The 12771-nt window shown below is 67.7% G+C and carries 12 protein-coding genes and 1 pseudogene; 7 read left to right on the top strand and 6 right to left on the bottom strand.

The features are described from left to right. Together ACFOM8_RS05525 and hpbA are read right to left on the bottom strand one after the other, a co-directional pair. A pseudogene (locus tag ACFOM8_RS05525) lies at window positions 1-76 on the bottom strand (electron transfer flavoprotein subunit beta/FixA family protein); the annotation flags it as partial. A 3-nt stretch (window positions 77-79) separates the two neighbouring features. Further along, window positions 80-2116 (bottom strand): N-methyl-L-proline N-demethylase HpbA, encoded by a 2037-nt coding sequence (gene hpbA / locus ACFOM8_RS05520; protein ID WP_377760046.1) that lies wholly within the window; start codon window positions 2114-2116, stop codon window positions 80-82. Between the two features lie 149 nt (window positions 2117-2265). Here hpbA and ACFOM8_RS05515 point away from each other — a divergent pair, with 149 nt between their 5' ends. From ACFOM8_RS05515 to ACFOM8_RS05490, 6 genes are all read left to right on the top strand, one after another. Further along, window positions 2266-2898, top strand: coding sequence for a TetR/AcrR family transcriptional regulator (locus tag ACFOM8_RS05515; protein WP_377760044.1), 633 nt, complete (start codon window positions 2266-2268; stop codon window positions 2896-2898). 258 nt (window positions 2899-3156) lie between these two features. After that, on the top strand, window positions 3157-3945 hold the full coding sequence (locus ACFOM8_RS05510; RefSeq protein WP_377760042.1) for a pyrroline-5-carboxylate reductase family protein: 789 nt from the start codon (window positions 3157-3159) through the stop codon (window positions 3943-3945). 75 nt (window positions 3946-4020) lie between these two features. Next, window positions 4021-5019, top strand: a complete 999-nt coding sequence (locus ACFOM8_RS05505) for a glycine betaine ABC transporter substrate-binding protein (RefSeq protein WP_377760040.1) — start codon at window positions 4021-4023, stop codon at window positions 5017-5019. A gap of 66 nt (window positions 5020-5085) precedes the next feature. Next, entirely contained in the window at window positions 5086-5973 is an 888-nt protein-coding gene (locus tag ACFOM8_RS05500) for an ABC transporter permease (RefSeq protein ID WP_377760038.1), read from the top strand. After that, window positions 5966-6997: a quaternary amine ABC transporter ATP-binding protein gene (locus ACFOM8_RS05495; protein WP_377760036.1), complete on the top strand. Its 1032-nt coding sequence runs from the start codon at window positions 5966-5968 to the stop codon at window positions 6995-6997. Before ACFOM8_RS05500 ends, ACFOM8_RS05495 begins: the two co-directional genes overlap by 8 nt. Before the next feature lie 2 nt (window positions 6998-6999). After that, entirely contained in the window at window positions 7000-8505 is a 1506-nt protein-coding gene (locus ACFOM8_RS05490; RefSeq protein ID WP_377760034.1) for an FAD-dependent oxidoreductase, read from the top strand. On the opposite strand, the gene ACFOM8_RS05485 is transcribed toward ACFOM8_RS05490, so the two are convergent. The 4 genes from ACFOM8_RS05485 to ACFOM8_RS05470 form a co-directional block, all read right to left on the bottom strand. Next, entirely contained in the window at window positions 8479-8826 is a 348-nt protein-coding gene (locus ACFOM8_RS05485) for a hypothetical protein (protein WP_377760032.1), read from the bottom strand. The two genes, ACFOM8_RS05490 and ACFOM8_RS05485, sit on opposite strands and share 27 nt — an antisense overlap. Window positions 8827-8835: 9 nt before the next feature. Further along, window positions 8836-9084: a hypothetical protein gene (locus ACFOM8_RS05480; RefSeq protein WP_377760030.1), complete on the bottom strand. Its 249-nt coding sequence runs from the start codon at window positions 9082-9084 to the stop codon at window positions 8836-8838. Between the two features lie 411 nt (window positions 9085-9495). Beyond that, window positions 9496-10503, bottom strand: a complete 1008-nt coding sequence (locus ACFOM8_RS05475) for a YsnF/AvaK domain-containing protein (protein WP_377760028.1) — start codon at window positions 10501-10503, stop codon at window positions 9496-9498. Next, window positions 10493-10927, bottom strand: a complete 435-nt coding sequence (locus ACFOM8_RS05470; protein WP_377760026.1) for a YsnF/AvaK domain-containing protein — start codon at window positions 10925-10927, stop codon at window positions 10493-10495. The genes ACFOM8_RS05475 and ACFOM8_RS05470 overlap by 11 nt, the downstream gene beginning before the upstream one ends. A 342-nt stretch (window positions 10928-11269) precedes the next feature. Here ACFOM8_RS05470 and ACFOM8_RS05465 point away from each other — a divergent pair, with 342 nt between their 5' ends. Next, a complete protein-coding gene (locus tag ACFOM8_RS05465; protein ID WP_377760024.1) occupies window positions 11270-12754 on the top strand; it encodes an HWE histidine kinase domain-containing protein in 1485 nt (494 codons plus the stop codon). Window positions 12755-12771 lie beyond the last annotated feature (17 nt).

Below are 12771 nucleotides of genomic sequence, written 5' to 3'. Positions count from 1 at the left end.
CGCCGGACCCGTCCGCCTTCACCCGAGCCTTCACGTTGTAGTCGATCACCCGCTTCACGGGCACCAGGATCTTCATGTTTCAGATGTCCTTTACCAGACGCAGCGCGTCGTAGATCGCGGCATGGGTGTTTCGGGCGGCCACGGCGTCGCCGATGCGGAACAGGCGGAAGGTGCCATCGGGGTTCTTGCGAACCTCCTGCGGCGCGCCGGTGGTCAGCGCCTCGTAATCGACCTCGCCCCCGTTCGAGGACAAGGGCTTCAGGTCGAAGTAAAGCTCGTCCAGGGGCCGGGTGCCGTGGTTGACCACCACCTGATCGACGATCCGGTCGCGGGTCATGTCGCCGTAATCGCTGCCCAGGGTGGCGCGCAGCCGGTTGCCGTCGCGCGCGACCGATCGCAGCCGCCAGGTCACGGTGAAGGTGGTGTCGCGCCGTTGCAGGCTGCGCATGTAAGGCACCAGATTCATCGCCATCACCTCGGGCGAGAAGGCGCGGTCGGGGGTCACGATCTCGACCTTGGCGCCCGTGGCCGCGATGAGATCCGCGGCTTGCAGCGCGGCATGGTCGCCCGCGTCGTCATAGACCAGCACGTTCTGGCCGGGCTTCACGTCGCCCGACAGGATGTCCCAGGCCGAGACCACCAGGTCGTTGCCCTCGGCCAGCACCTCGGTATGGGGCAGGCCGCCGGTGGCGATGATCACCTCGTCGGGGTTCGTCGCCAGAACGTCGTCCGCTTCGGCAAAGCTGTTGAAGCGGAAGGACACGCCATGCTTCTCGCACATCGCCTGCCGCCAGGCGATGATCGCCATCATCTCGCGCCGCCGTTCCTGAAGCGCGGTCAGGCGGATCTGGCCGCCGGGCCGGTCGGCGGCCTCGAACACGGTCACGTCATGGCCGCGCTCGGCGGCGACGCGGGCGGCCTCCATGCCGGCGGGACCGGCGCCCACCACCGTCACGCGCTTCTTCGCGGGCGCGGGCGGGATCGCGTGGGGCATCGTTTCCTCTCGCCCCGTGGCGGCGTTGTGCAGGCAGAAGGCCAGGCCGCCCTGGTAGATGCGGTCCAGGCAGTAGTTCGCGCCGACGCAGGGGCGGATGTCGTCCTCGCGGCCCTCGACGATCTTGCGGACCAGGTGCGGGTCGGCGATGTGGGCGCGGGTCATGCCGACCATGTCCACCAGACCCGCGGCAATGGCGTGGCGGGCGGTGGGCACGTCGGGGATCTTGGCCGCGTGGAAGGTCGGGAAGTCGGTGGCCCGCCGGATCTGGCCCGCGAACTCCAGGTGCGGGGCGTTGCGCATGCCCTGGACGGGGATCACGTCGGTCAGGCCCGCGTCGGTGTCGATATGGCCGCGCACGACGTTCAGGAAATCCACCAGCCCGCTGTCCTTCAGCTTTTGCGAGATGGCGATGCCGTCCGCCGCGTCGAAGCCGCCCGGCAGGCATTCGTCGCCGGTGTAGCGGACGCCCACGAGGAAGTCCGGCCCGCAGCGGTCGCGGATGCCGCGCAGGATGTCGAAGGTGAAGCGCAGCCGGTTGTCCAGGCTGCCGCCGTATTCGTTGTCCAGGTCGTTGGTCAGCGGCGACCAGAACTGGTCCATCAGATGCCCGTAAGCCTGCAATTCCAGCCCGTCCAGGCCCGCCGCCTTCATCCGTTCGGCGGCATCGACGTAATCGCCGATGATGCGGGCGATGTCCCAGTCCTCCATCTTCTTGGGAAAGGAGCGGTGCGCGGCCTCGCGTTCGTGGCTGGGCGAGACCACCGGCAGCCAGTCGGCCTTGTCCCAGCGGGTGCGGCGGCCCAGATGGGTCAGTTGGATCATCACCGCGCAGCCGTGGTCATGGCATTCGTCGGCAAGCTGGCGCATCCAGCCCACCACCTCGTCCTTCCAGGCCAGGATGTTGTTGAAGACCGGCGGGCTGTCGCGCGACACGGATGCCGATCCGGCGGTCATGGTCAGCGCCACGCCCGCCTTGGCGCGTTCCACGTGATAGGCGCGGTAGCGGTCCTTGGGCATCCCGTCCTCGGGATAGGCCGGTTCGTGGCTGGTGATCATGATCCGGTTGCGCAGCGTCAGGTGCTTGAGCTGGAAGGGCTGAAGAAGGGGATCGTTCAACATGGACTGCCTGCGAAGAAGGTGGAATGCGCTGACAGGACGTTCCCTGAAATGTTCACATGCGTCAAGTTAAAAATCATGCGTGAACGCAAGGCACCCAAAATTGCACATTCAACTTGTGGGACGGGGTTCGATTGCATATCGACAAGGACATGGATCAGGCACATGCACCAGAAACCGGATGGCGCGGATCGCGCGAAGGCTGGCTTGACGCCGGCTATCAGGCGCTGATCGAGGGCGGCATCGACGCCGTGAAGATCCTGCCGCTGGCCAAGCGGCTGAACCTGTCGCGGACCAGCTTCTACTGGTTCTTCGAAGACCGCGAGGCGCTGCTGGCCGCCCTGATCGACGGCTGGGAAGACCGCACCACCAAGCCCCTGGTGGACGCCACCACGCAATACGCCGAAAGCGTGTCCGAGGCGATGCTGAACGTGCTGACCTGCTTTCTGGCGGCGAATGTCTTTGATTCGCGCCTGGAATTCGCCGTGCGGAGCTGGGCCTTGCAGGACGAGCAGGTGGCAGCCCGGGTTCATGCCGCGGACGACGCGCGGCTGGACGCGCTGACCCGGATGATGGCCCGCTGGGGCCATGACCCGGTCGAGGCCGATGTGCGGGCGCGCACGATCTATCTGGTCCAGATCGGCTATATCTCGATGCAGGCCCAGGAGGACATCGAGACGCGGCTGGCGCGCATTCCGCTTTATGTGAAGATCTACTCGGGCCGAGAGCCCGAACCGCGTGAGATCGCCCGATTCAATGCCGGAATCCGTCGCGCCCAGGCCTGAAAAGGTCGCTTGAACCGATCCGCCGATTCGCCCGATGCCCCATGGTCGCCCCGAACAAGGCGTCCGTGCCGGATTTAGGTATCGCGCAGCATGTTCACGAAAGTCGTTTGCGGGTTCTGTTGTGCATATATGATGCGCTTTCATGAACTTTAGGATGACAGTCATGAACATTTTGTTGCAAGGCGAGGGGCGGGATTGTAGCCAGTGACAAAGGCCCGGGCCGCGACGCCCGGCACCAAGGGGGGGGGGAGAAAAGGCATGCGGATCGGCATCATCGGCGCGACGGGATGGCTGGGATCGGCCCTGGGGGGCCGGTTGCTGTCCGGGGGTATCGTGGCGCCGGACCGGATGGTGATCGCGAACCGCAGCGGCCCGCGCCCGGATTACCACGGGCACCCGGTCAGATGGGCGCGCGACCCTGCCGAATTGGCGGCGCTGTCGGATGTCGTTGTGGTGTCGGTCAGGCCCGAGGACTGGCCCGCCTTGCGGTTGCGCGCCGAGGGAAAGCTGGTTCTGTCCTTCATGGCGGGGGTGGGCGCGGATCGCCTGCGGGCCTGCGGCGGGCGCATCGTCCGCGCCATGCCCAACGCGGCCGCCGGGATCGGCCGATCCTGGTCGCCCTGGTGGGCCGACGGCGGCGTGACCGACGCGGACCGGCAGGCGGTGACGATGATCCTGTCGGCCATCGGCACCTCGGACGAAATTCCCCGGGAACCGCAGATCGACCTGATGACCGCCCTGCCCGGATCGGGCGCGGCCTATCCCGCGCTGATGGCGGCCGCCATGGCGGACTTCATGACCGGCCAGGACGTGCCGCCCGACATCGCCTGGCGCGCGGCCGAGGCCGCGGTTTGCGGCGGCGCGGCCATGCTGGCGGGACGCATCGCGGAGGCGCCCGCGCTGCTGGCGGCCTATCGCGATTACCGCGGCACCACGGCGGCCGGGATCGAGGCCGCCGAAGCGGCGGGCTTTTCCGCGGCCATCCGGGCCGCGCTTGAAGCCGCGACAGCGAAGGCCCGCGCCATGGCCGACGCGGCGAAGGATTAGATGAAATCCCCGCGGTCCGGCCCCGGCGGCGGCCCGGCGGCATCGGACGGGAAGGGCCGCCGACAGGGAAGAACCATGAACAAACTGACATTTGCCACCACCCTCGCGTTGCCCTTGACCTTGTGGTCGGGCGCGGCCCTGGCCGAATGCGGCGCGCTGACCATTGCCAGCATGAACTGGCAAAGCGCCGAGGTTCTGGCGAGCCTGGACCAGTTCATCCTGAACGAGGGCTATGGCTGCGACGCCCAGGTGATCATCGCCGACACGGTGCCCGCCATCACCTCGCTGGTGGAAAAGGGCGAGCCCGAGATCATCCCCGAAGGCTGGGTCGGCCTGATGCCGGAACTGTTCAGGAAGGGCATGGACGAGGGCAGCATCGTCGCCGTCGGCAAGTCGCTGTCGGACGGCGGCGTGCAGGGCTGGTTCATGCCGAAGTTCGTCCAGGACCGGTATCCCGAGATCAGAACCGTGGCCGACGTGCTGGAACATCCCGAACTGTTCCCCGGCACCGGCGAGGAGGGCGTGGGCGCCATCCATACCGGCCCGCAGGGCTGGGGCGGCACCGTGATCACCACCCAGTTGGCAAAGGGCTTCAAGGCCGAGGAGCATGGCTTCGAACTGGTCGATACCGGATCGGCGGCGGGCCATGACGGCTCGATCGCGCGGGCCTATGAACGGGGCGAGGGCTGGATCGGCTATTACTGGGCGCCGACCTCGCTGCTGGGCAAGTACCAGATGGTCAAGGTGGATTTCGGCGTGCCGCTGGACCAGGCCGAATGGGACCGTTGCACCGCCGTTGCCGATTGCGCCGATCCCAAGCCCAACAACTGGCCCGCGGACGAGGTGCTGACGCTGGTGGCCAAGGACTTTTCGGAAAAGACCGATCCGGCGGTCATGGAATACCTGTCCAAACGCGGCTGGTCGAACCAGACCGTGAACGCGCTGATGGCCTGGATGACCGACAACCAGGCCACCGGAGAGGACGGCGCGCTCCGGTTTCTGGAAACCCACCCCGAGATCTGGACGGGCTGGGTCAGCGCGGAAGCGGCCGAAAGGATCAAGGACGCCCTGTGAACCAAGGGCGGGCGGCCCGCGCCGCCCGCGCGCTTGTGGTAGCACCACCCAATCCATGAGGTCGCCATGACGTGGTTTGACGAATTCCCGCAGATCGACAACGGCCTGCTCCGCGATCTGAAACGGGCCATCGACGATGGCTTCAGATCCTTCACCCGCAGCTATGGCGACGCCATCGAAGGCCTGTTCGATCCGCTGCGCCATTTCCTCAACTGGTCCGAGGACCTGCTGACCAGCACCCCCTGGCCGATCGTCATGCTGATCGCCGCCGCCCTGGCCTGGCTGGCCAGCCGCAGCGCCAAGATGGTGATGGGCGCCATCCTGACCCTTGCCGTGATCGGCGCCTTCGGCATGTGGGAGGACACGATGAAGACCATCTCGATGATCCTCACCTCGACGCTGATGGCGATCGCGGTGGGCCTGCCCGTAGGCGTCCTGATGTCGCGGTCCGACCGGGTGCAGGCCTTCGTCAACCCGGTTCTGGACGTGATGCAGACCATGCCGCCCTTCGTCTATCTGATCCCGGTGGTGATGCTGCTGGGCATCGGCAAGGTTCCGGGCCTGATCGCGGTGGTGATCTATGCGATCCCGCCGATGATCCGCCTGACCAACCTCGGCATCCGCCAGGTCGATGGCGAGGTGCTGGAGGCCACGGATGCCTTTGGCAGCTCCCGCTGGCAGCGGCTGGTCAAGGCGGAACTGCCGCTGGCGTTGCCCACGATCATGGCGGGGATCAACCAGACCATCATGATGGCGCTGGCCATGGTGGTGATCGCGTCCATGATCGGCGTTCAGGGGTTGGGCCAGCCGGTGTTGCAGGCGATTTCCAACCAGTATTTCACGCTGGGCCTGTTCAACGGGCTGGCCATCGTCGGCATCGCCATCGTCTTCGACCGCGTCAGCCAGGCCTGGGGCCGCCGCTTGCAGAAACATCGGGGGGGCCACCATGTCTGAACCCATCGGGATCGAGATTTGCAATCTTTACAAGATCTTCGGCCCTCGCGGCGCCGATTACGTGGATGCCGTGAACCGCGGCATGACCAAGGCGGAACTGAACGACCGCCACCGCCACGTCCTGGGCCTGCGCGACATCAACATCTCCATCCCCGCAGGCGCCATCCAGGTGGTGATGGGCCTGTCGGGGTCGGGCAAGTCCACACTGATCCGCCACATCAACCGGCTGATCGACCCGACCGCGGGCCAGATCGTGATCGAGGGCCAGGATGTCGTCGGCATGACCCCCGAGGCCCTGCGCGACTTCCGCCGCCACAAGACGGCGATGGTGTTCCAGAAATTCGGCCTGCTGCCGCACCGCACCGTGATCGAGAACGTGGGCTACGGCCTGGAAGTGCAAGGGGTGGACGGGACCGCGCGCAACAAGGTGGCGATGCGCTGGATCGAACGCGTGGGCTTGCTGGGGTTTGAACACAAGTATCCCAGCCAGCTGTCGGGCGGGATGCAGCAGCGCGTGGGGCTTGCGCGCGCGCTGGCCAACGACGCGCCGATCCTGCTGATGGACGAAGCCTATTCGGCGCTGGACCCGCTGATCCGCTACGACATGCAGACCGTGCTGCTGGACCTGCAACAGGAGGTCCGCAAGACCATCGTCTTCATCACCCACGACCTGGACGAGGCGCTGCGCATCGGCGACCGCATCGCGCTGCTGCGCGACGGACGGGTCATCCAGCAGGGCACCGGCCAGGACATCGTGCTGAACCCGGCCGACGATTATGTGGCGAACTTCGTCCAGCATGTGGATCGCGGCAAGGTCGTGCAGGTGGCTTCCGTGATGGAGCCGCTGGGCATCAACGGCCTGGCGCCGGGCATCATGGTCAGGTCCGACGTGACGCTGACCGATGCGATGCGGCAGATGATGACCCGGGGCGTCCAGCATCTGGAGGTTCAAGACAAGGCGGGCCGGGCCGTGGGCCGGCTGTCGCTGGACCGCGCGATCTCGGTCGCGGCGGGGGCGGCCTGATCATGCGGACCGCGCTGACCGATCTGGACGGGGACCGCTTCGACGTGGTGATCGTCGGCGCCGGGGCCGTGGGCTGCGCCACCGCCCGCGAACTGGCCGCCCGGGGGTTCCGCGTGCTGCTGGCGGACCGCGGGGACATCGGGGCGGGCACCTCGTCCCGGTCCAGCCGGATGCTTTACTCCGGTCTGGGCTATCTGGCCGCGCGTTATCCCTTGTGGCAGATGGCCTTCCGGCCGCGCGACATGATCGGTCGGCTGCTTTATGCGCGGGCGGTGATGCGGTGCCGGGCGGAACTGGTGCGCGACATGCCGGGCCACCTGACCCGGCACCGCTTCCATTACCCTTTCCGCAGGGGCGACCGCTATCCGCCCTGGCTGGTGGATCTGGGATTCCGGCTGATGGAGGCGCTGGGCGGCTGGAGGGTGCCGCTGTCCTATCGCCGCAAACCGGTGGCCCGGGCTGCCGGCGAAAGCGCCATGGCCGCCGGACTGGGCGGCGCGCTGACCGGGATCGGCACCTTTCAGGAATACATGTATGCCTGGCCCGAGCGGATCTGCGTCGATACCGCGCTGGATGCCGAACGGCGCGGCGCCACCCTGCGGACCTATACCGCCGTCGCGGGGATCGAGCGGGCAGGGAACGGCTGGCGGGTGGCGCTGGAGGACCGCGCGGAGGACCGCGCGGAGGCCGGGGCGCAGGCGCGTGTGGCGGCCGGTCTGGTGATCAACGCCGCCGGTCCCTGGATCGACCGCGTGCCGGGCGGGGGCACCGGGCCGCGCGTGCTGGGCGTCAAGGGCGTCAACGTGATGGTGCGCCTGCCCGAAGGGTTCCGGGGCCAGGGGCTCGAGGCGTTTTCCAGCAAGGGAGAACCCTTTTACGTCTTTCCCTGGCGCGACCTGCATTTCATCGGCCCGACCGAAACGGTGGTCCGCGACGATCCCGACGACATCCGCGTGACCGATGCCGAGGTCGATTACATCCTGGCCGAGGCGAACCGCCTGTTCCCGCGCCTGGACCTGACGCGCGGGGATGTGGTTCATTGCTGGTGCGGGGTGCGCCCGACCTCGACCCTGGACGGGCGGGAAACCGTGCTGCCGGTCCGCGTGGTCGAGGAGCCGGGCCGCCCGAACCTGCTGGCCGTCACCGGATCGACAATCATGCTGCACCGCCACGCGGCGAGGATGGCGGCGCGGGCGGTGGAACGGCGGCTGGGGCGGCGCGGGGCGCCTGCCGCGGGGACGATCCCGAAACCGGACGGCGACATCGCGCGGATCCTGAGGACCGAACATGTCACCCGTCTGGACGACCTGATCCGCCGCCGCCTGCCTTGTGGCCTTGATCCCGACGGGGGCCGCGGCCGGGCCGAGGAATTGTCCCGCCTCGCCGCCGCCGCCCTCGGCTGGTCCGAGGACCGGCGCATCCGGGAGCTGCGCCGCTTTCACGACGAGACCGACCGGATCTACCCCGCCATGACGCCAGTGTCAGCCGACCTGCGCCCCACCGGCTGAGGCGTCGCGCAGCAGCCAGCTGGCGAACAGCCGCGCCCCGGCCGAGGCGCGGGGATGGATCACCACGCGGAACGGGACCGAAGACGCAATGTCCTGCGCGGCTTGCAAGGCGATCATGGGGTTGTTCACGAACAGCCCCCGGCCCGCCGGCGCGGGACCGCCCCGGATCGCCAGCCATTCGGCCCGGTTGGTCCTGTGGTTCCTGTCGTAATGGACCAGCGGCGCATGGGCCAGATCCGCATGGCCCCCGGATGGCAAGGGCCGCGGCGAACTGCGGCGTTCCCACGGCGATGATGCGGTTCCGGCGGCGTAGCTGGTCAAGGCGAGCAACTATGCGACGCTGGTGGTCGGCGCCCAGAGCGTGGTGATCGTGAAGGGCGCGGACGGCTGATCCGGGTCAACAACATGGGACCGGATTTCGATCCCATGAAGCACGGGTTGAGGCCCGTCCAGTCGCGCGACCTGAACGGGCCGATCTTTATCTGCCTGGCCGCCGGGGGGTCCGCGCAGTTCACCCTGGCGGAGGCGGACCTGCGCGATCCCGGTTTCGCCGTCCCCGTTCAGGCCGCCGGCGATCATCGCCGGGCCCGGCCAGCCCGAAACCGTCTTCCGCAAGCGCCTGGAACGGACGGCTGCGCAAAGGCATCTTGCCGGAAACGGGTGGCCGGCAATAAGGATCGTCATTCCCCGTGGACCGGCCTGCGGGACATGGTCAATCAGCGACGCCGGGCCTGACGGTGCCCCGCGACCTGAAGCGCGGCGCGTTCCGCCGCGACCCCGGACCCTTCATGCAGGCGGTCCGCGACGCGCCGTCGCGCGGGCGGCGGGGCTGGTTCACACGGTCCGCAACGGCGGCATCCGCGGCGACGATCGCTCCGGGTATCCGAACGGGCCGCCGGGAGGAGGCTTGAAGCGCAGGGGATGGGCGGAAGGGGCATGAAAAATCCCCGCGCGATGGCGCGGGGATCGGTGGCTGCGGCAGAAAAGCCGTCAGGTGCGGTCGCGATCCAGATCGGTGCGGTTCACATCCGTGCGGTTCGGGTCCGTGCGGTCGTCCTCGACCTCGACCTCGGTGCGGCGGACGGTGTCCGAGATGGTTTCGCGATGCGTGTCGCTGGTCTTGCGCAGTCCGATCTCCTCGACCACGCGGGCTTCCTTCTGGACCACCGCTTCCTCGCGGTATTCCTCGGCCTCCAGGGTGCGGTCCTGGAAGGCCGTGTCCCCGGCGTCAACGGGACGATCCACCGGCCGGCGCTCGATCTCGACGCGTTCCTCGCGCAGTTCGACGCTTTCGTTGACCGGCTGCTCGACCGTGTAGGCGCGGACGCGGACGCGGCCATGGGCGGTTTCGCGCTTGCCGACCTGGAGGCGTTCCTCGATCACCGGGATCGACTCGTCCGTGCCAGTGCCAGTGCCAGTGCCCATGCCCGTGCGGGCCGCGCCCGTGCCCGTGCCCATGCCCGTGCCGGTCGCGCCGGTGCCCGCGGTGTCGTAATCGCGCGCGGCGTCGCGATCGGTTTGCAGGCCGGCGGCGTCATAGCCGCTGATCGAGGGTTCGGCGGTCCCGCCGGTCCGGGTGGCATAGGAACTGGCCTCGTAGCCGCCCCAGCCTTCGGCGCGCCAGCTTTGCTCGCGCTCGTCCAGGTTGATGCTGCCCTCGTCGTCCAGGATGTCCAGGGCGGTGTCGTAGTGCGACGCGGCAAGGCCCGTCACCGTCACCAGATAGCCGCCGCGCGACAGGCCCTCGGCGTAGGTATAGCGGTCCTCGTCGGGGAAGAAGAAGTCGCCAAGGCTGTCCCAGAAGCCCTTGTCGCGATTGTCGGTGCCCGCGGCCGTGGCGGCGGCGGTGTCGGATCCGCCCGCAACCATGCGGATGCTGGCCGAGGGAATGCCGGCCTGCACAAGCCTGTCCACGGCGCGCTGCGCATCCGTCTCGCTGTCGAACAGCGCCGAAACAGAGGTCGTTCTCGTGGTGCCGGCTTCGTTGTCATAGGTCATCTTGATCGTCCTTGTTCTGGATTTGGGCCGGACCGGCGTCGTCGCCCCCGGGCGGAAGACGGTCGATCTGGACGGTCTGGCGACGGGTGGTCGCCGGTATCTCGATGGTGTCCGTTCTTTCGACGCGGCGAACATGAACTTCCTCGCGCAGATACAGTTCCCGCGTGACGACAAGCCGCTCCTCGACAACGGGGATGATGGTCAGGTCGCCCTCGGTCCTGATCCCGGGCGCGGCGTCGATCTTGCGGTCCACGGGAACCCGTGTCACCTCCACGTCCATACTGGACAGATCGGCGGGCAGGATCTGGTCGACGGATTCGGTCCGGGTCGCGATTCGCACCCGGCCGGTGACCACTTTTCGGCTTGTCAGGGACAGCGTTTCCTCGACAATGGGAAGAAACGTGGTTTTCTGATCCTCGGACATGTCTTCCCCCGCAACCGGTGAGGGACAACAAAGCATCGCGCCATGCGTTCCCTGACATCGCCGTTATCGGCGGGGATGCGCGGCCTGGGGCGCGGGGCCGGGGGCCCATGCAAGCGCGGCGATCCTGCCGCTTCACAGTTCATCGTTGAAATCGCACAAGAAAGGCAAGGATCGGGCCGTCTGAACCGGCGCCTTCCGGGGACATCCGGGAAGCGGCTTGATCCTGGTCGGGCAGACCCGGGGGGCGGCATTCTGCCAAAGCGGGGGCCGCTAAGAAAAGTTTAGTGGCGGCGGACCGAAACCCCGTCTAGGAAACGGAAAACATTCAATTTCCATTGTGATATGATTGACGCCGAGAATGAGCCGATCCTTCAGGGCGGCGGAGACTGTGGTGCATTGCTGCGCGGGCTGGACTGGGCCCGCAATCCGCTCGGCCCCCCCTCGGGCTGGCCGGACGAACTGGCCGTGCTGGTGGGCATGGCCCTTGTGTCGGCCCAGCCGATGCTGATCGTCTGGGGTCCGCAGCAGATCACGCTTTACAACGACGGCTATGCGGCCATGTGCGGGCGGCGCCATCCCGCGGCCCTGGGCAGGCCCTTCAAGGATCTGTGGTTCGACATCTGGGACCAGGTCGAGCCGATCATCGCGGCGGCCTATAACGGCATCAGCACCTCGATGGAGGACATCCAGTTCACCATGCACCGCAACGGCTATCCCGAAAAGGCCAACTTCGCCTTTTCCTATACGCCGGTGCGCGACCGTTCGGGCGCGGTGCGGGGCATGTTCTGCCCCTGCACCGAAACCACCCGCGCCGTCGCCCTGCGCGATGCCCAGCGGGTCGAACGCAGCGGCTTCTTGCAGATCTTCGAGGTGGCTCTTGGCGCCGTGGCGCTGCTCAGCGGGCCGGACCACATCTTCCGCTTCGCCAATTCCGATTACCTGCGGCTGGTGGGCAACCGCGATGTCATCGGAAGGCCCGTGCGCCTGGCCCTGCCCGAGGTCGTGGCCCAGGGCTTCGTGGACATCCTGGACCGGGTTTACCAGACGGGCGAATCCCATGTCGGGCGCCATATCCCGATCACCCTGCAAAGCCACCCCGGCGCGACCCCCAAGCAGCATTTCCTGGATTTCCTGTATCATCCGATCCGCGACGATTCCGATGCGATCAACGGCATCTTCGTCCAGGCCCTCGACGTGACCGAGCGCGTGGACGAGGATCAGCGGCGGCAGATGCTGCTGGGCGAGTTGAGCCACCGCATGAAGAACCAGCTGGCGATGGTCCAGGCGATCGTGAACCAGACGCTGCGCTCGGCCGACGACCTGGCCTCGGCCACCAAGGCGCTGAGCGAGCGGATCCGGGTTCTGTCCGGCGCCCACGACATCCTGATCGAAGGCCGCGCCAGCAGCACCACGGTCGAGGAGATCGTCCAGAAGGCCCTGGCGCTGCACGACCACGGCGGCACGCGCTTCCGGGTCCAGGGGCCGGCCCTGGCCATCGGGCCGCGCCCGGCGCTGTCGCTGTCGCTGATCCTGCACGAGCTGTCCACCAACGCCGCCAAGTACGGCGCCCTGTCCGGCGACCGCGGCACCGTGCGCATCGACTGGGGAACCGCCCGGTCGGCCCGCGGCACCGACCGCTTCGTTCTGACCTGGACCGAGGAGGGCGGCCCCCCGGTCAGCCAGCCGGAAAGCTTCGGATCGGGTTCGCGCCTGATCGGGGCGGGCCTGTCCGGCACGGCCGACTGCGAGGTGGTGACGGATTACGCGCCCGACGGGCTGCGTTGCGAAATCAGCGCGGATCTGCTGAGCTTCCAGACCTCGGACTGATCCCGCGGGGGGCGGGG

The organism is Paracoccus angustae, assembly GCF_042648745.1.
GTDB lineage: Bacteria > Pseudomonadota > Alphaproteobacteria > Rhodobacterales > Rhodobacteraceae > Paracoccus > Paracoccus angustae.
This window is presented reverse-complemented; position numbering and strand designations above follow the sequence as displayed.